We start from the raw sequence: 18,745 nt of genomic DNA, 5'->3' as shown, positions 1-18,745 counted from the left end.
GGCAGCACTCACAGGTGGCTTACTCGCCGACCTTGCCACCGGCTTTTTCGCAAGCCGACTGAGTCATCGCCTTGAAGCCCTGGCCTTTGCACGAACCCATGCCTTTGCACGCATGGTCCTTGGTCTTGCAGTCGTTCTGGCCTTTGCAGGCATTCACGCCGTAGCAGTGAACCTGGGCATCGGCAGCCATCGCGTTGGTAGCGACACCGGCAAACATCGTGGCAGCGGCCAAAGCGAGAGCGGCACCAGCAGCAGCGGTCTTGATGGTCATTTTTTATATCCTCGGTAAGCGTCAGGGGTGTCGGCTGGAAGGTTGTTCAGTCCCGACATAGCACTAGAGAGGGCTGCCCCGACGGCGTTACAGAGGTGCAAAAAATAATTTCAGTAATCGTTCTGGAGCTTGAGCAGCGGCTCCTGAAACCGCAACAAACGCCCGGCATTGCCCAGCACCAGCAGCGTGCTGAAGTTATGCAGCAACGCGGCAATCATCGCCCCTGCCGCCCCAAGCCAACCAAAGGCTGCGAATACCACGATCGCCAGTGTCCAGCCCAGACCGATGATGACGTTGACCTGCAAGGTCCGGCGGCACTGGCGACTGAGCCGCACACAAGTGCCGAGGCGGCGCAGGTCGCTGCCGATCAGCACAATATCCGCCGACGCCAGCGCAATGTCGGCGCCGCCGGCGCCCATCGCCACACCAACCACACCAGCCTTGAGCGCCAGCGAATCATTGATGCCGTCGCCCACCACCATCGGCCGGAAGCCATTGTCGATTTCCTTGAGCACGCGGTTGAGTTTGTCCTCGGGCAGTGCCTGCGCTTGTACCTCTTGTAGACCCACTTCGCGAGCCAGGGTCTGCGCGACACTCTGGCGGTCGCCGGTCAGCAGCAACTGGCGCCCCAGACCCAGCTCGCGCAATTCGCCTAGGGCAAAGCGCGCTTCCGGTTTGACGCTGTCGGCCAGCAACATCCAGGCGACAAATTCGCCGTTCAAGGCCAACCCGGCGATCGGACCGTCATGCTCGGGAACGGTCGTGGTGACGATACCCAATTGGGCGAACAACTCGGGCCGCCCCAACGCCGCCTCGCCCTGCGCGGTCATGGCAACCACGCCGAGGCCTTGGCGCTCATGAATATCAGTCAGTGTCAGGCTTTGCTCCTGGCTGACCAAGCCGGCCAACGCACGGCTGACCGGGTGACTGCTGGCCGCGCCGAGACTGGCCGCCAATGCCATCACTGAGGCCTGATCCAGTCGCGGGCTGCTGATCGATTGCAAACGCAGGGTGCCGTAAGTCAGGGTGCCGGTCTTGTCGACCACCAGTGAGGTCAGGTCCGCCAGTTCTTCGAGGAAGGCCGAACTGCGGATCAGAATGCCGTGACGCGCCGCCACCGCCACCCCGGCAATCGCCGTGGCCGGTGCCGAAAGCACCAAGGCGCAAGGACACGCTGCAACCAACACCGCGAGCATCGCTTGCGCATCGTTGGTCACGAACCAGGTCACCGCCGCCAGCAGCAACACCAGCACCATGTAGCTGCCGGCATACCGCTCAAGCAGACGGGTGATCGGCGGCTTCGAACGCTCGGCGTTTTGCATCAGTGCGATGACCTTGCCCAGCGTCGATTGGTCGCCGGTGCGGGTCACTTCAATACGAAGCAAGCCGTCGAGGTTGATCGCACCGCCGAAGACCGTCATGCCCGCTGCCGTTTCAACCGGGACCGACTCGCCAGTGATCGATGCCGTGTCGAGGCTGGCCTGACCGAACAACACCCGACCATCCGCCGGCACCCGATCACCGGCGCGCACTTCTACGGTGTCACCGGGTTTAAGCGTGCCGTTATCCACTTCGATGACCGAGCCGTCCGCCTGAATCTTGCGTGCGTGGCTGCGGGTCAACTGGCCGAGGGCGTGAATCGCCTCTTGCGAGCCGATCACGCTGCGCTCTTCCAGCACGTGGCCGAAGATCATGATGATCGGCAGCAGCGCAGCGGTCAGCAGATCGCCGGTCGCCCAAGCGCCGAGCATCGCCAGTGCAATCAGTTGATCAGTGATGCCGTGCAGGCTCGGATAACGCAGGCTGTACCACGCCGAACGCATCACCGGCACCGCCACCAATAAAGAAGCAAAACCCAGCAGCAACTGACTGACACCGGTTTGCTCCGGCACCAGCCAACGCCAGATCAAACCGAGGCCGAGCAAGCCAAGGGCGAGCATCGCCAAGGTCAATTGCCGAGCGGCGCGGCGCTGTTCAGCCGAGGACAACAGGCTCGGTGCGGCAGTGGTCGCAGTCATTTACTGGCTCCCTGAATGATCAGGCGGGAATCGTCTTTCGGATCGACCGTGGTCACGGAACCGGCCTGGCCGAGAATCTTCGGCATGCGTTCGCGGTACAGACGCAGGAGCATCTGCGGGTCGGTGCCCTGTTGCTGCGCCTTGGCCAGGCTCAGGACTGTGGCGGTGTCGGCGGAGGCTTTCGCCAACCGTTCGCCAGCCTGGGCATGGGCCACTTGCAGGGTGCGGTCGGCTTGTTCGTTGGCGGTCTGGGTGAGTTTCTCCGCCTCGGTGCGTGCGTTGGCGACCGCTTTGTCGGCTTGCTGACTGGCGGTCAAAACAGCGTTGAAGGCACTGACGGCCGGGTCCGGCAGACTCGACTGAACGTCGACCCGCGCCACTTCGATGCCGATGCCCTGCCCGCTCGCCTTCAGTTCTGCCAGGCGCTTGTTGATGCCTTGCACCAGATCACCGCGCAGACGTTCGCGGCGTTCGGCCGCTTGGTTATCAGCACCGATCAACTCCGGTCGGGCGACCAGAATCGTGTCCAGATCCCTGGCGGCGGTCAAAGCCACGGCGCTGCGCGTGCCCAGCCGATCCAGGGCCGGCAATACATGATCACCCTGCAACACGAAGTCGTACGGGTCGGTGACTTTGTAAAACACCCGTACATCCAGCTGCACCACACCGGCGTCGCCGGTCAGCAAATAGCCGGACCCGGCCAGTGCATCGCTCAGCGGTGTGGCGAAGGTCGCAACACGATCGGCCTTGATCGCCTCACTGCTGCGCAGCAGATTTTCCACTCGGCGCTCAATCACCCGATCCGCTGCAGGCAGCAACACCACCTGTTCGAACGGCTGTGGCCATGCCAACAACAGACCGGCATTCTGAATGCGATCCAGTGCACCAAAGTGCAAAACCACGGCACGATTTTGCGGATCGATCTGCCGCACATTGGAAAATGCCCACGCCAACGCGGCCAGGACGGTCACCGCATACAAGGCGAAAAACGCCAGGCGTCCGGCCTGAATCCACGGACTGCTCAACGAATGTGTTCCACGTGGAACTTCATCACTCATGGCTGCGATCCGGATTTGTTATCAACAGTCGGCGGACCGTCTACTAACACGCGGAATGGCGCGGCGTCGGTGCGCAGGATCAGCTTGGTGTCCGGTGTGACGATGGTGCCGAGGGTATCGAGTGAGCGCAGCAGGTTGTACAGCTGCGGCGAACCGGCATAGGCGCGACCATAGATCTGAGCGGCTTCGACCCGGGACTGCGCTTCGATTTCTGCGGCTTTCACCGTGGCATCGGCCTGCACAATTCGCGCATCGCGCTCGGCAGCCGAGCGAATTTGCGCAGCTTCACGCTTGCCAATGGCCGTGCGTTCGGTGGCGATTGTTTCACGCTCGGCACGCATCCGATCGACCGTGGCCGTGAGCGTCACCGAGGGCAAAGTGAGCCGTTCGATGCCAACCTGCACCACGCGCACGCCGTAAGTCGCGAGCAGTTGCTGATCGATCTGCTTGCGCAATTGCGCTTCGAAGTCAGCGATGCGCACCTGACTGGCATCGGTGTTCACCAGATTCGCCAGGTCGAAACTGCTGGCGGTGGTTTCCAGTGCCGAGCCGACAAAGGTACGAATCTGCCGTGCCGCTTCGTCCGGTTGGTTCTGCACTGCACGCATGAAACGCTGCACGTTGTCCGGGTCGCCCTGCACCTGCCACGCCACATAGGCCTGAACGATGATGCGCAAACCGTCGCGGGTGCCGACATCCTGCAAACCGCTGGAGGTGGTGCGCAGGCGCAGGTCCACCGGGATCGCCGCTTCGAACGGCGCCGGCCAACGCCAGCTCAAACCGGGTTCAAGCAACACCCGCGACGGATTGCCGAAACGGGTGATGACCGTAGCCTCCCCTGAACGCACTTGCACCAGGCTCGCCGCCGCGATGGCAAACGCCACCAGCAACACCGCCCAGCCCATGCGCCGCCACGGGAACGGTCCCACCTCCTCCGGCGCACCGTGGTGATGGTGCCCATGATGATGGTGATGCCCGGCGTGGCCGTGATTGTGGCCGCTGTGGTCATGCGAATCGTGAGTGTGCGACTGGCTCAATGGGCAACTCCTGGTTGAGCGGTGGTGCGCGCAGGCGTCGGGTCAGCCGGCAGCGTGAACGTACGCAGGTCGATGGTCGGCGCATTGCTGCTGCCGCCTAAACGGTGGTCGAGCACCAGCAGTCTGGCCTTGCTCAGGCCCTGACTGAGCTGACTGAAATACTGCTCCAGCACGAACGCCTGACCGGCGCTGGCATAAGCATTTTGTTCGGCTTTGAACTTCAGATCCGCTGCCTGCGCCGTGGCGTTGACTTCACGCGCGCTGGCAGTGGCCTGATCCCGGGCAAGGCTCGCCTGCAACTGCGCCTGGTTACTGGCCTCAGCCGCAGCCCCGCGCTCACGGGAAATCAACGCCTGCGCGCCGATCTGCGCCGCTTGCACGCTGTGATATGCATTGGCGGCGCCGGCGGGTGGATGAATCGCCTCGACCACGGTGGCGAGAATCTCCACACCGCTGTCGAGTTTCTGCAGATCGCCTTGCACCGCACGGCCGATTTCTTCGCCCAACCCTACCCTGTCCGCCCCCAGCAGACCGTCGAGGGTGCGCGAGGCAAAGTCATGAACCAGAATCCGGCTCGCGGTGCTGCGAATCAGCGTCGGTACATCAGCGTTGTTGTAGGTGGCGGCCAAGGCGTCCTGATCACGCAGGCCGATTCGATAGACGAAACGCACGTCCATGTTGACGATCTGAAAGCTCTGCTGATCGCCACGGCTGCTGGCAATGACCTGGGATTTGTCGTTGACGTGGCTGGCATCCCACAAGCGGTTGGCGGTCATGGGGGCCGGACCTTCGGCGGGCGCGGCCTGGGTCGGTGCTTGCGCCGGTGCCGAGCTATCGACGACGCTGGTCGCCAACTCGTGCACCACGCCATTCTCGACGTTCAACACGCGGCCCAGCGGCCATGGCAAACCGGCGTGCAACCCAGGGCCAAAGACTTGCACCGGTTTACCGAAACGCTCGTAGATGCCGCGCCCTTGCAGCGGAATCTCATGGATGCCAGTCAACACCCAGCCGACTGCGGCAACCAGCGCCAGCACCGGCAGAAATGCCCGGCGCATGTAGCTGAAGGCCCAGATCTGGCGCAGATCGATGCCGAAACGGTTGTGCAATTCGTGCTGCAAGGCGAGCAACGGTTGAGGCGGCCAACGCAGCATGTCGGCGATAAAACTGCGCGCCAGCAGGGTCGGTTCGAGCTGTTCCCGATGCGGGCTGAATATCGACAGAACCGCGCGCAATAGCAACTCGATCGCAACCAATCCCGGCAAGATCCCGATCAACACCGCGAGTCGCACCGGCCATACCGAAGCGTCGCTGGCAAATAACAGACACAGGGCGCCGAGCACCAGACTGATGATCGCCACCCGCGCCAATTGCGCGAGGGATCCGGCCTCCGGCCATTGCGCCGAGTTTTCCTGGGCCAACTGACGTTCCAGCACCAGCAAGCCAAAACCCACCAGCAACATCAGCACCGCACCGACGGTGGCAGACAACCCGACCGCGCCGGCCGGCAACGCAAGGTTCCACACCTGCTCGATGCTCAGCACCACCAACGCCGACCAGCCGCCGAGCCACAACGTGGCCGCGCCGATCTGCCCGAGCAGTTGCACTCCACGTTGACTCAGGCGCTCCAGCAGCTGTTCGTACCAGCCGTCAGGCGCCGCTGGCTCGGCCTCCTCGGTCAGCGCCACCAGCGGCGGCGGGTTTATCACCCGTGCGCGCCACTGCGTCACCCACCACGCCGACTGCAAGCCGGCGGCCAGCACCAGCAACGACGCGCCCAGATTCACCAGCAATGCCGGCCACAACGACTGTGCAGCAAACAGCCCGACAAAAGACGCCAGTACCCACCCTGCCCCGGCCAATCCGCCGAGACCCATGGCCAGACGGCGCAAACGGCGCCCCTGCGTGGCCGCTTGTTGAAAGCGCGGCAACCCGGTCACTTGCGTGCCATCGACATCCAGATCGACTTGCATATCACCCCAAAGCCATTGATTCACCGGTCTAATCGTTACGATATAACGAAAAGCGTGAAATATTCGTACACAAATTCACTTATCTAAAGATGCGCAACCTGTCGCTTGCCTGAAGCCTTGACCGAAATGTCCGGAAACGCACATATTACGTTTGTAATTTTATCGGCCGACTACTTTTAGCGATCCGCATCCCCAACGAGGAGCAAGCGCATGAGTCACTACGACGTGGTAATTCTGGGCGGCGGCCCCGGTGGTTATAACGCGGCGATCCGCGCTGGCCAACTGGGCCTGAAAGCCGCGTGCGTGGAAGGCCGCGCCACCTTGGGCGGCACCTGCCTGAACGTCGGCTGCATGCCGTCCAAGGCCTTGCTGCATGCCTCGGAGCTATACGACGCGGCCATGGGTGCGGAATTCGCCAACCTCGGCATCGAGGTCAAACCCACGCTCAACCTCGCGCAAATGATGAAACAGAAAGACCAGAGCGTGAGCGGCCTGACCAAAGGCATCGAGTTTCTGTTTCGCAAGAACAAGGTCGACTGGATCAAGGGCTGGGGCCATATCGACGGCCCGGGCAAAGTCAGCGTGACCGATGATCAAGGCAACAAGACCGAGCTGAGCGCCAAGGACATCATCATCGCCACCGGCTCCGAGCCCACGCCCCTGCCCGGCGTCGAGATCGACAACCAACGCATCCTCGACTCCACCGGCGCGCTGTCCCTCAGTGAAGTCCCCCAGCATCTGGTGGTGATTGGTGCCGGAGTGATCGGCCTCGAACTGGGTTCGGTATGGCGCCGCCTCGGGGCCCAGGTGACCGTGGTCGAATACCTCGACCGCATCTGCCCCGGCGTCGATGGCGAGGCCGGCAAGACCCTGCAGCGTTCGTTGAGCAAGCAAGGCATCAGCTTCAAGTTGAGTTCGAAGGTCACCAGCGCCACGACCTCGGCCAACGGCGTGCAGCTCAGCGTCGAACCCGCCGCCGGTGGCAACGCCGAGTTGCTCGAAGCCGACTACGTGCTGGTCGCGATCGGCCGGCGTCCATACACCCAAGGGCTGGGTCTGGAGAACGTGGGCCTGACCACCGACAAGCGCGGCATGCTCGCCAACCGCCAGCACCGCACCGAAGCACCTGGCGTCTGGGTGATCGGCGACGTGACGTCCGGGCCGATGCTCGCGCACAAGGCCGAAGACGAGGCGATGGCCTGTGTCGAACAGATCGTCGGCAAGGCCGGCGAGGTCAACTACGACTTGATTCCCAACGTCATCTACACCCGGCCGGAGCTGGCCAGCGTCGGCAAGACCGAAGAGCAGCTCAAGGCCGAAGGCCGCGCCTATAAAGTCGGAAAATTCCCGTTCACCGCCAACAGCCGGGCAAAGATCAACCACGAAACCGAGGGCTTCGCCAAAGTCCTCGCCGACGAGCGCACGGACGAAATCCTCGGCGTGCATCTGGTCGGCCCGAGCGTCAGTGAAATGATCGGCGAATACTGCGTGGCCATGGAATTCAGCGCATCGGCCGAAGACATCGCGCTGACCTGCCACCCGCACCCGACGCGTTCAGAAGCGCTGCGGCAGGCGGCAATGAATGTCGAGGGGATGGCGACGCAGATGTAAGTATCGACCGGGCGACCTATTCGCGAGCAGGCCCGCTCCCACATTTGATCGCATTCGAATGTGGGAGCGAGCCTGCTCGCGAAAGGAGCAGCTCGATCTCAATCCGGTAGATGCCCCAACGGCAATGCCCCTGGGGTCTTCACCGTGTGAATCGCAAAATTGCTGCGAATGTCACTCACCCCCGGCAACTTCAGCAAGCAGCTGCTGAGAAAACGGTCATACGCGCGCAAGTCCGGCACCACCACCTGCAACAGAAAGTCCGACTCCCCCGACACCAGAAACGCCGAGATCACCTCCGGCAGCGCCGTGACCGCGGCATAAAAGGCCTCGGCCTGTTCATCGTTGTGACGCTCGACCTTGACCCCGACAAACACCGTCAGCCCCAGCCCCACCTCATCGCGATCCAGGTTGGCCTGATAGCCGCGAATCACCCCGGCCTCTTCCAGCATCCGCACCCGGCGCAGGCAAGGTGACGCCGACAGCCCTATCTCGTCCGCCAGCTCGACATTGCTCAGCCGTCCGTTGCGTTGCAGCGCGGCGAGAATCTTGCGATCAAAGGCGTCAAGTTTCATGGTTGGCAGATCCTGATGGTCAAGGCGCAAAAAGAAAGCAGGTTATGCCAATCCAGTGAGTTTTTGAAGCTGACTACGCAAGCACCTGCCCCACCCTTCAGCCATAGACTGTGGTCACCGAATCGACAACGAAAGGGCTGCGGCATGGCGAGTTTCTGGCTGTTTTTTCTGGCATTGGCAGTGGTCTATCTGTTGCCCGGCCCGGACATGATCCTGTTGCTGCAAACCGGGGCCCGCCAGGGTCGCGGTGCGGCGCTGGCGACCGCCGTGGGGCTGGGGGTTGCCCGGGGCTGTCATGTGGCATTGGCGGCGCTGGGCCTGGCAGCGCTGTTCAAGGCGGCGCCGTGGACGTTCGATGTGGTGCGTCTGGCCGGTGCGGCGTATTTGCTGTGGATCGGTATTCAGTGCCTGCGCAGCACGTTGCTGCCAAACCTCAATGCCTCCCCTGAAACCGACGCTCACGGACAATGGCGCGAAGCGATACGTCGCGGTTTGCTGACCAATCTGCTCAACCCCAAGGCCTTGCTGTTCTGCTCGGTGCTGTTGCCGCAGTTCATCGTCAATGACGGCGCACCGGTGCTGACCCAATTTGCCACCCTCGGCGTGTTGCTGGTGGGCGTCGGGCTGCTGTTCGACAGCGCCTATGCCCTGACCGGGGCCGCGCTAGGCCGTTGGCTGCAACACAGTCCAACCGCCCAGCGAGTCCAGCAATGGCTGTTCGGCAGCCTGTTGATCGGCTTCGCCGTGCGCCTGACGTTTATCCAGCAGGCTTAGGGCTTGCGCGCCTTGCGCCGGCGACTGATCAACGCCAACGCGCCAGCACTGAACAACACCAGGACACCGATCACCGGCCACTTGTACGGGCGCAACGTATTGCGCACAGCATCGGTGACCTGGGTCACGTAACGCTTGTCGGCGTTTTCGAAATCCGGGTACGGGCATTGATTGCCGAAGTCCACCGCCCAAGGCACGTACGGACCTTCGTTGACGTAACGGCGATACAGCGCGCTCTGCTCTTCCAGGCTGCTGTTGAAACCGGCGGCATTGCACAGCACAGCGGCAAACGCCTGGCTGCTGTGCGGCAAGTTGTCGGCAGCCCGGCCGGCCAGCGCGGTGGCGACAAAGCGGTAGTGATAACGCTCATCCGGCTGTGCCTGACTGGCCTTCTGGCGTTGCACTTCGGCCTCGGCCACCAGTGGCCCGACTTTCAGCTCGGTGCTTTCCAGGCTGTAGTTGCCGCCTAACGTGGCGTAGTCCGGCGCCATCTCGTAACCGAGGATGTCCATGCCCCATTCACGCGCCGTCCACGCCGCGTTGTACAAAGCGCTGGCGCGTTTGGTCGGCCACCAGGCAGCGTCGGCCTTCATCCGTTGTTCGCCGTAGAGCCGGGCCTTGTGCTGCAGATCGGGATTGTCGAAATAGCCGACCGCTTCCTCGTAATGCCCTTCGCGCAGCAAGCGCCGTCCCAACAGGTTGCGCAGGCTGGCAGCGACCGGCAGCGGCACGTAGTTGTCGCGTTCCTGCTGAGTCAGCGCCGCAGGCGCCGGCACGTTGTCATCGACATAGCGCTTGAGCTCATCGACCGTCAGCACGCGCTCGGCGACCGTCGCGGCGTCGAACCAGTAGATGCTGTTGCTGCGATACAACTGCACGAACGCTTGCAGGTATTCGCCGCGTTGCAGTGCAAGGATCGCGCTCTCGCCCTCGACCCGGCATTTGGGCTGCAGGGTTTCGAAGTCCCAGTCCGGGGTGCGCCGGTAACCCCAGTCTTCGGTCTGCGGGAAGGCCTGCGCGGCTTTGGAATAGGCGGCAGCGGCCGCATTTTTGTCGCCGTCACGCACCGCCAGTTTGGCCCGCAGCCACCACGCCAGTCCGCCGTCACCGGCGTTCTCGAGGAAGGCTTTGGCGCTGGCGTAATCGCCCTGTTGGTAATTCATCGCCGCCAGTCGATCAGCGTTTTCCAGGCTGCCACGGGTGCTGTTCTGCAGCAGTTTGATGAGTTTCTTCTCGTTCGGCGGCTGCTCGTCGAATGACCAGCCCATACGGCTGATCAACGACGCAGTGACCAGTTGCTGCACGGCCTTTCGATTCAGCAGCTTGGCCAGTTCCGGCTCAGGCAGCTCGGCCAGTTCATTCATCAGTTGTTTCAGCGAGGTATAACCCACGGCCGAGCCGTGCAGGTTCTGCGCTTCATACAGCTCGATGGCATCGTCCCAGTCGCCGGCGGTTCGCAGCACCCGCGCCTCTTCACCGAGGCTGGCCACACCGAGCTCCAGCGGATCGCTGAAGCCATCGATGCTCATCTGGCGAGTCTGACGGAAGGCTTCGCGCGCGTCCTCCAGTGCCTCGATGGCGTCGCCGGCCTCGGCACTCATGGCAAACCAGGTGCGCCCCAGAGAATATGCCGCCCAGGTGCTGCGCAGCGGACGCTGATCGGCCGGCAGCGCCAGCACCTTGTTGAAATACTCGACGGCCAGTTGATGATCGCCTGTGGCAAACGCCACCGCACCGGCCACGTACAGACGGATTTCCGCCGGCAGACTGGCGCCCTGCGCCTCGACCTGACGCGCATCGGTCAGGCCGCGCAGTTGCTTGACCAGCGCCTGCTGCTCAGCTGTCAGACCGGCCTGTTCAGCCTTCTCGCGCTGATCGGCCGCCTCGGTCTGGTCGGCGTAAAAGTCGTTCGGGTTGTGCGTCGCCGCGGTGACGTTCTTCAGCCCGGCAATGGTCTTGCCCAGACGGCTGATCTCGAAGTTGAAGTTGCCCTCCGGCAGCTCGGACAGGGTTTGCCCACGATTGTCGAGCAGGCGCATCGGGAAGTCCGGGCCACAGGCCAACGCCGAACCCAGCGGCAGGCTGAGGCTCAGGCAAAGCAGATGGCGGGGCCAGTTACGGGTCAACATGCGAACCTCCTTGATCAATAAATGCACAGCGCGCCCAACCGATGGCACGTTGTCCGCCCGCCGGCAATCGGCCGTCACGCAGGCGGGTGAAGGTAAGCAGATCCGCGCTCTGTTGCAACGAGTAACCGGCGAGCGCATCGGCGCCTTCACAGCCGCGCGCCTTGATGCGCAAGTGCGCAGGCCAGGCCGCATCGAGATTCCCCGGGTTGGTGAGGTGGATGTCATAGAGGCCGTCGCGCTCACTGAAGGTCAGGCCGAGCCGGCTGCTCAATGCATCGCCGCGGGCCACGGCGCGCAACGTAGTCAGGCTCCAGGCCCGACGGTCATTGGGCAACGGCAGGCGAAACCAGATCAGCCCCGCCAGATGCTCCGGCGGATCCTCGCGCAGCTCTTTTGCGAGCGAGCTCAGTTGCAACGGATCGGCGAGCAGTTCCTGGCGTTGTCCATCGCGCTCGACCGGCACTTCACTCTCCACCACTGGAGCACCGCCGGCATCCGGCAGCAGCGCCACACCATAGGCCGGCAGCGCCAGATAGAAAGGCTTGCGGCTGACTTTTCCCCAGTCACTTGCCCAGCGTTGCGCCTGCTCGGGGTCGAACAACCCGTGTCGCGGATCACTGACGGCATGCACCTGCAGCACGCTGCTGTCGACCGTGGCCAGCAACATCGGCAGTTGTGGACTGCCGAGCCACGCCGGCAGCGCGGTGATGCTCAGCGGCAACGAGGCGGGCAATGCGGAACGCAGATGCGTCAGGAACTCGGTGTACTCCGGCAGGCGCGCGTTACCCGCGTCATGGTCGATCTCAACGCCGTGCAGGATCAGCCCCTGCGCCTGCCAGTCGGCAACAACCTGAAGAATCTGCGCCATGACCTGCGCCTGATCCAGCCCCTTGAGCTGGCCGTCGAGGCGAATCACCGCAATCAATGGCCGGCCATCGTGCTCGAGCAACGGCGCATCGATTCGCGCCCGGTGCCAGCCGTCATTGGGGAACGCCTGCAAGGCAAGCACGCGCAATGTCGAAAAGCTCTCGCGGCTGTCGCGCAGCGCGGCGTCATGCGCCGGCGTCCACTGGCGTTGCCAGATATAAAGTTGTTGATCGAGGGCGGGGGCATCAGGCCGCTCGCAAGCAGCGAGCAACACCATTGCCGCGATCAAAATCGAAACGCCGAACCGCATGAAGGCCTGTTCCCTGCTGATACAAACGTGCAGGGTACACAAATCCCTGTAGGAGTGAGCCTGTTCGCGATAACGGAGTGTCAGGCAACATCGACGTCGACTGTAACTGCGCTATCGCGAGCAGGCTCACTCCTGTAGGGAAAGCGACTCAAGGCTTGCGGGCAATGATCACCTGACTTTTCGCCACCACCGCATCCAGCGCCTGCTTGATCTGCGCGCCACGAGGTGAATCGAGCACAGCCTGCCAGGTGTCGGCCCAGTGATTGAGCAACGGGTGATCCGGGTTACTGAAATCGACCTTGGCTTCCCAGAACAGCAACATCCACATCGACCAGTAAAAGCCGTACTGGCTGTGGCTGATGATCTCAAGGCCCGCATCGCTGACCATCGCCTTGAACTGTTCTTCGCTGATGATGCGAATGTGGTTGGGCTTCTGGAAATACTCCGGCGCCGCAATGTCCTTCTGCAAATCTTCGGAACTGGGGTGCGGCACGCTCAGCAGGTACAGCGCACCGGACTGGCCGACCCGCACCAGTTCGGCAAGGAACTGCGCCGGGTCGTCGACGTGCTCGATGACTTCGGTGGACACCACCCGTGTGGCGGTGCCATCGGCAATCGGCAACGGGTTGCAGTCGGTAACGTGGCATTCGACGCTGCGCGCCGGGGTATCGCTCAGGCGCTGGCGGGTGGCCTCGACCTTGGCGCCGTCGATGTCGGCGATGATGATCTTCGCCCCGCGCATGCCGCAGAAGTGCACGTTGCCACCGTCGCCACAGCCAACATCGAGCAAGGTGTCATCGGCGGTCACCGGGAAGCCCTTGAACAGCTCGTTGGTCTCCTGGTTGAACCAGCCGCTGAGCTTGGCGTCGTAGAGGCCGAGCATGTACGGATCGACCTTGTCCACCATCGGCGCGAGGGGTTGCGCGGGGGCGGGGGCCGGTGCAGGCGTCGCCGCCGTGAGTTTTTTCAATAGGCTCAGCATGAGGTGGCTCCGGGGGTTGAAACGGCGGTTCGGGACGTATCAAGGCGCCGCACCAGGGCAGCACCACGATTGCGCATCGGCATTTCGATGAAACGGTAATTCAACTCACTGAGCAGCACGATCAGGCCGAAAGCGATCAGCAAAGTCAGAATCGGGTGCCCCGCCGGACTCGGCAAACCGGCAGCCTGCAAACGGAAAATCAGCTCACGCACCAGCAGATAGGCAGGGATGTGAATCAGGTAAATGCCGTAGGAGCGACTGCCGATCCAGGCCATCAGCCGTTGCAAATGGCCCGCCGGCAGCAAGTAATCGCGGTTGTACGAGGCAATCCACACCAGCAGCGCGCCGAGCACGGCAATCGAACCGATGCGGTAAGGCGCGAAGGTGAAACGGTCGGTGGCCATAAAGCTCATCAGCAGTGCCACACCGATCAGCACGGATACGCCGGCCCACGGACGCCGCAGAAACGTCGGCTGCCAGCGCCAGTAAGCAGGTTGCGCACTCCACATCGCCAGCAGCACGCCGAGCGCCAGAGCGTCGGTGCGCACCACCATCAGCAACGGCGTGCGCAGGGTCAACAGTTGCACCGCGACCAGCGCCAGCAATGCCCAGACCAAATGCTTGCGGCACAAAACAATCAGCAGCGGAAACAGCAGGTAAAACTGCTCCTCCAGGGCCAGGCTCCAGTAGACGAAACTGCTGCCGTACTCGTAATGAAAGAAGCTGTCGGCAAAGCGGAAATTGGCGTATTGCAACCCCCCCGCCAGCGTCGCCTGCAGGTTCGCGTGCAAGCTGCCAAAGGCGCCGGAGCGGTTGAGAAACACGCACGCCAGCAGGATCAGCGCCAGCCATAACCAGGCCGAGGGTAACAGGCGAAACACCCGACGCAGCCAGAAATTGCGCGTCTGTTGCCAGTACTCCTGACGCGTGGTGCAGCCATGCAATGCGGGGATCAGGCTGCGGGCGATGACAAAACCGGAGATCGCGAAAAACAGATCGACGCCCCACCACGGTTGCGCCCAGGCGTGGATTTTTTCCAGCAGCGGCACCGTGTCGGTGAACAGGCTGCCCTGCAGGTGATGGAACAACACGCCGAGGACGGCAATGGCACGCAGCACCTCGATGTCCATGATCCGCTTGGCACTCATGGCCGGCTCCCGGCGCATGTTTCGTCAGCCAGCGGCTTGCGGGCGATGATCACCTGGCTCTTGGGCATGAAGCGGTCGAGCATCTGCTTGATCGCCAGACCGTCGGGCTGCGCCAGCAGGTCTTGCCAGGTCCGCGCCCAGCTCTCCATCAGTGGCGGGTATGGGGCCTGAATCCGGTCGCGCACCGCACCACCGAGGTCACGGCCGGCGGCGCGTTCACTGGCCCAGAAGAAGATCATGCCCATCACCCAGAAGAACCCGGTGGCCTGCCGATGCTCGATCACCAGCCCGGCGTTCTCCACCAGCTCGGCAAAGCGCTGCTCGGTGAAAATCTGCACATGGTTGGGCGTCTGGTAATAACTGGCCGGGGCGATGCCCTGCTGCAGGTGCTCGCCCACCGGTGCCGGGACACTCAGCAGATACTGCGCGCCGGGGCGGCCCATGCGCACCAGTTCGGCCATGAACGGTTCCGGCTGATCGATGTGTTCCAGCACTTCCATGCACACCACTTTGCTGGCGCAACCAGCGGCCAGCGGCAATGGCAGGCTGTTGCTGACCAGCCCCAGACTCGGTTGGCTGCTTTGTGCTCGAACCTGACGGTCCAGCTCGCGAACCTTGTCATGCTGGCTGTCGGTGAATATCACCGAGGCACCCTGCCGCACGGCGAACAGCGTCGCCACGCCTTCACCGCACCCGACGTCGAGCAAGGTGTCATCAGCCGTGATGGCGAAGCCCTTGAGCAACTCACCACTGTCGTGCAGGAACCAGCCATCGAGAATCGCGTCATGCAAACCCACGTCCCGTGGCGAAACCTGGCTTGGCGGTGCAGGTGCAGGTGCAGGTGCAACAGGCAACGGTGCCGGGCGCAAGCGTGCGAGCAGGCGCCGGATCATGCGCCCAAGGCTTCCACGGACAACGGCTTGATGGCCTCTGCGCGCTGGGCAAAAAACGTCCGCAGGCGTTCCTCTGCACTCGCCTGACTGCAGAAGCGCTGCAGGTTGTGCACGGCATGCTCGGACATCCGCGCATAGCGTTCGACATCGTTTTTCGCCACCTCGTAACTGTCGCGATACGCCGCGCACAACGAGTCCCAATCGGTCATGTAGCGCAAGGTGCGGTAGGCCGCGCGCGGGTCGTGGGGCCAGGCCGTGAGCTCATCGGTGGAGTCGACGATGAACGCGTTGTCGCTGTCGACGTAGTCGGCCATCGCCGTGTTCAACGGCGCAATCGCCGGTTTGCCACAGGACATGAATTCCATCAGCGGCAGACACTGCCCTTCGCCATAGGAACTGTTGACCACGTAGCTGGTGGCTTGCACCAGCGCTTCGTAATCGGCGTCTGCCAGATACCCATGGATCAGCACGATCCGGCACTGGTAGGACTGGTTCTTGTACAGGTGATGCAGCATGTCGCTCAGGGCATTGGCGATGTCATGGTGCGTGAGCTTCAGCACCAGGGTGGCGTCGGCGACGTCACGGAACGTGGTACAGAATGCGCTGATCATGTCCTGCCAGTTCTTGCGCCCGTCGTAAGGGTTGAACACCGAGGTGTAGACCACGCCGTCCAGCTGCAACTGGCAGTCCTGCGGCGGCCCGGCAAACGACAGCGGCGTGCCTTCGCACAACCCCGGTGGACCGTACGCGCGCAGGTCCACGCTGCGGCTGTCGAGCAACAGGCCGCGCAGCTTCAACTGCACCGCTTCGACCACTGGCTGCTTGCGCAACTGCGCGCCGCGTGCGGCGAAGCGATCCCACACCGGTGCAGCAATCGCGCAGATCGGGTAGTCCGCGCCCATCACGTCGCAGACGGCGTTTACCGTGAAGCTCGAATGGGTAATCGCCATGCCGCAGGCATTCAACACCACGCGCCAGTCATGACGCGGTTCGCCGTGCCAGCTCTCGGTGGGGATGGTGCTGAACTCCCAGGCAAACACCGGAATGGTCGGGCAGGCGTAATGAATCGGCGTGCGGTGCGGCGGCGAGAACGACAGGAACACACACGCCTCGCCGCGACTCAGGCAATCGAAGTACAGCCTATCGACCAGTTCGTCGGGGTTGCTCACTTCAATCACTTGCCCCAGGCGCTCGAGCACCGGACGGAATTCCTTGAGCACAAAGTAGTAGCTGTACTCGGGGCGTCCGAGGTTCTGCTGGATGTTGCTCTTGTTGGTTTCCGAATGAATGATGATCAGCATGATGCGGTTCCGACCTCGGCGACCAGCTGTGGGGTTGCACTCGGCGTCAGCTGAAAAAATTGCGCCATGCGCAGCTGTACCGGGGCAAAACTGCAGTACTCGCGCATGCGCTCATTGGCGGCCAGGGCCATGGCCTGGTAGGCCGCCGGATCGTTTTTGGCCATGGCGTAACTGTTTTCGTAGGCGGTTTTCAACGAGCCCCAATCCGGGCGATGGCGCAGGGTGCGATAGAGGATCTGCACGTCATCCGGCCAGATCGTCGGCTCACGACTGGACTTGACGATGAAGCCGACACGCTCATCGATGTAGTCGTGCATCGCCGTATGGTCTGGCGCAATCACCGGACGGCCGCAGGACATGAACTCCATCAGCGGCAGGCACAAGCCCTCGCAGCGGGACGCGTTGACATAGAAACTGGCAGCACCGTAAAGCCTGGCGAACTCGTCGTCCTGCAAGTAGCCGTGCATGACCACCACCCGGCAGGCGAACGGTGAAAGCTGCGACAACAGGGTGATCAGGTGCACGTAATAGGTCGCCAGATCGTTCTGCGTCATCTTCAGCACCAGCGTGGCATCTTCGACGTCGCGCATGGCCCAGCAGAAGGCCGTGATCAAGTGATGCCAGTTCTTGCGCCCGTCTTCGGGGTTGAACACGCTCACATACACCACGCCGCTGACCTCGACCTGCACCGTGGCACTGGTGTCCGGCAGGCTGGCCTGTGGATGCTCGGCCACCGCTGGCGCCTCACTGTCGGCCGGCAGCAAGGGCGCGGCGGCAGGTGCACGCAAACGGAACAACTGCCGGCGCAGGGCGATCGGCAGCAAATCGCGAACCGCTTCGCGATACCACAGCAACAGATTGTGTTTGAGCAGAAACAGCGGTCGGTGTTCGTTGGGGGTCGCGGTTGCCCGCCAGCCTTCGCGCAAATAGTGCTTGGTGATGAACACACGCCGGCGCAGGGTCAGTTCCGGTGGCGGCGCAGGCTCGGACGGCACAGCGACGTCGAGCGGCTCGTCGGGCTCCGAAACTGGCTCATTGGGCGTGGGGGCAATCAGTCCGTCAGCAGACAGGCCGAGGGTGCGGCTGTCGATGATGCAGCCCTTGATCTGCAACAGCGCGCCCGGGTTCACTGGCGAAGCAGGGTATTGCTCACGCACCCCGGTGAAGCCTTCCCACAACGGCGTCGGCAGAACCAGCACAGGAAAGTCTTCACCCATGGTCCGGCGAATGGCTTGTGCCGTGTGGCTGGACAAGGTGATCGCCCGACCATGACGGGCCAGTACCTGACTCCAGTCGTGGCGGGAGTCTTTATCACGAGGGTCAACCGGGATCGAGTCGTACTCCCACGCGATCACGCAGACCACGGGGCATTGCAGATCGGTCGGGGTTTTATGCGGAGGGGCAAACGAAAGGAAGAGGCTGTCCTGACCGGCCTGCTGCAACTGCCGGTACAACGGGTCGACTTCGGCCGCCGACGACACCACGTGCACTTGCCCAAGGCTTTCCAGTACGGGACGGTAGGCCTTGAGCACGAAGTAATAGCTGTATTCCGCACGTCCCAGACTCTGGCTGATGGAGCGGTCGTTGACGTCCGAGTAAAGAATGAAATTCATGGCATCCCACGGTGAAACCACCATCCCGGCAGTTTCACGCTATGACGGCCAAGCGCTGGATCGAGTCGGGATCACCGCTGCTCGTCCTTCGTCATGGAGCTCGTCTTCGTTCTTGTTTTAGTGGCTGGGTTTACCCTGTTGCGCAACATCCCCGGCGAACCTTGGGAGATGGCGACGAGGGCCATTCT

15 protein-coding genes are annotated in these 18,745 nt (G+C 62.7%); 2 read left to right on the top strand and 13 right to left on the bottom strand.

The genetic code is table 11. The annotated features are described in order from the left end of the window. Positions 1 to 19 precede the first annotated feature (19 nt). The 5 genes from PseAD21_RS16740 to hflK (PseAD21_RS16720) all read right to left on the bottom strand — a co-directional run bounded on the left by PseAD21_RS16740 (position 20) and on the right by hflK (PseAD21_RS16720) (position 6,357). Positions 20 to 271, bottom strand: a complete 252-nt coding sequence (locus tag PseAD21_RS16740) for a membrane protein (protein WP_025112611.1) — start codon at positions 269 to 271, stop codon at positions 20 to 22. Positions 272 to 381: 110 nt separating this feature from the next. Next, the gene (locus PseAD21_RS16735) at positions 382 to 2,289 is read right to left on the bottom strand and encodes a heavy metal translocating P-type ATPase (protein WP_102356636.1); all 1,908 of its coding nucleotides are present in this window, start codon (positions 2,287 to 2,289) and stop codon (positions 382 to 384) included. Next, positions 2,286 to 3,347, bottom strand: coding sequence for a protease modulator HflK (gene hflK, locus PseAD21_RS16730; protein WP_102356635.1), 1,062 nt, complete (start codon positions 3,345 to 3,347; stop codon positions 2,286 to 2,288). Before hflK (PseAD21_RS16730) ends, PseAD21_RS16735 begins: the two co-directional genes overlap by 4 nt. Next, positions 3,344 to 4,384, bottom strand: coding sequence for a protease modulator HflC (gene hflC, locus PseAD21_RS16725; protein ID WP_102356634.1), 1,041 nt, complete (start codon positions 4,382 to 4,384; stop codon positions 3,344 to 3,346). The genes hflK (PseAD21_RS16730) and hflC overlap by 4 nt, the downstream gene beginning before the upstream one ends. Then, positions 4,381 to 6,357, bottom strand: coding sequence for a protease modulator HflK (gene hflK, locus PseAD21_RS16720; RefSeq protein WP_102356633.1), 1,977 nt, complete (start codon positions 6,355 to 6,357; stop codon positions 4,381 to 4,383). Before hflK (PseAD21_RS16720) ends, hflC begins: the two co-directional genes overlap by 4 nt. 210 nt (positions 6,358 to 6,567) lie before the next feature. Between hflK (PseAD21_RS16720) and lpdA the strand changes: the two genes are divergently transcribed. Then, positions 6,568 to 7,968 (top strand): dihydrolipoyl dehydrogenase, encoded by a 1,401-nt coding sequence (gene lpdA, locus PseAD21_RS16715; RefSeq protein WP_102356632.1) that lies wholly within the window; start codon positions 6,568 to 6,570, stop codon positions 7,966 to 7,968. A 98-nt stretch (positions 7,969 to 8,066) separates the two neighbouring features. Here the strand turns inward: lpdA and PseAD21_RS16710 are convergent, their stop codons facing one another. After that, positions 8,067 to 8,540 (bottom strand): Lrp/AsnC family transcriptional regulator, encoded by a 474-nt coding sequence (locus tag PseAD21_RS16710; RefSeq protein ID WP_102356631.1) that lies wholly within the window; start codon positions 8,538 to 8,540, stop codon positions 8,067 to 8,069. Positions 8,541 to 8,684: 144 nt separating this feature from the next. On the opposite strand from PseAD21_RS16710, the gene PseAD21_RS16705 reads away from it, so the two are divergent. Beyond that, positions 8,685 to 9,314: a LysE family translocator gene (locus PseAD21_RS16705; RefSeq protein ID WP_102356630.1), complete on the top strand. Its 630-nt coding sequence runs from the start codon at positions 8,685 to 8,687 to the stop codon at positions 9,312 to 9,314. Here PseAD21_RS16705 and PseAD21_RS16700 read toward each other — a convergent pair. The 7 genes from PseAD21_RS16700 to PseAD21_RS16670 form a co-directional block, all read right to left on the bottom strand. After that, on the bottom strand, positions 9,311 to 11,443 hold the full coding sequence (locus tag PseAD21_RS16700; protein WP_102356629.1) for a hypothetical protein: 2,133 nt from the start codon (positions 11,441 to 11,443) through the stop codon (positions 9,311 to 9,313). The two genes, PseAD21_RS16705 and PseAD21_RS16700, sit on opposite strands and share 4 nt — an antisense overlap. Continuing rightward, positions 11,430 to 12,620, bottom strand: a complete 1,191-nt coding sequence (locus tag PseAD21_RS16695; protein ID WP_102356628.1) for a DUF3142 domain-containing protein — start codon at positions 12,618 to 12,620, stop codon at positions 11,430 to 11,432. The genes PseAD21_RS16700 and PseAD21_RS16695 overlap by 14 nt, the downstream gene beginning before the upstream one ends. 148 nt (positions 12,621 to 12,768) lie before the next feature. Beyond that, positions 12,769 to 13,602: a class I SAM-dependent methyltransferase gene (locus tag PseAD21_RS16690; protein ID WP_102356627.1), complete on the bottom strand. Its 834-nt coding sequence runs from the start codon at positions 13,600 to 13,602 to the stop codon at positions 12,769 to 12,771. Then, the gene (locus PseAD21_RS16685; RefSeq protein WP_102356626.1) at positions 13,596 to 14,750 is read right to left on the bottom strand and encodes an acyltransferase; all 1,155 of its coding nucleotides are present in this window, start codon (positions 14,748 to 14,750) and stop codon (positions 13,596 to 13,598) included. The genes PseAD21_RS16690 and PseAD21_RS16685 overlap by 7 nt, the downstream gene beginning before the upstream one ends. Beyond that, complete coding sequence (locus PseAD21_RS16680; protein WP_102356625.1) at positions 14,747 to 15,643, bottom strand: class I SAM-dependent methyltransferase; 897 nt, start codon at positions 15,641 to 15,643, stop codon at positions 14,747 to 14,749. The genes PseAD21_RS16685 and PseAD21_RS16680 overlap by 4 nt, the downstream gene beginning before the upstream one ends. Next, positions 15,640 to 16,944, bottom strand: coding sequence for a glycosyltransferase (locus PseAD21_RS16675; RefSeq protein WP_102356624.1), 1,305 nt, complete (start codon positions 16,942 to 16,944; stop codon positions 15,640 to 15,642). The genes PseAD21_RS16680 and PseAD21_RS16675 overlap by 4 nt, the downstream gene beginning before the upstream one ends. Further along, positions 16,938 to 18,557, bottom strand: a complete 1,620-nt coding sequence (locus PseAD21_RS16670) for a glycosyltransferase (RefSeq protein ID WP_102356662.1) — start codon at positions 18,555 to 18,557, stop codon at positions 16,938 to 16,940. The genes PseAD21_RS16675 and PseAD21_RS16670 overlap by 7 nt, the downstream gene beginning before the upstream one ends. Between the last annotated feature and the right edge of the window lie 188 nt (positions 18,558 to 18,745).

The sequence above is a fragment of the Pseudomonas sp. AD21 genome (genome assembly GCF_002878485.1).
Taxonomy (GTDB): domain Bacteria; phylum Pseudomonadota; class Gammaproteobacteria; order Pseudomonadales; family Pseudomonadaceae; genus Aquipseudomonas.
Note: the sequence above shows the minus strand (reverse complement) of the source record. Positions and strands in the feature narration are given on the sequence as shown.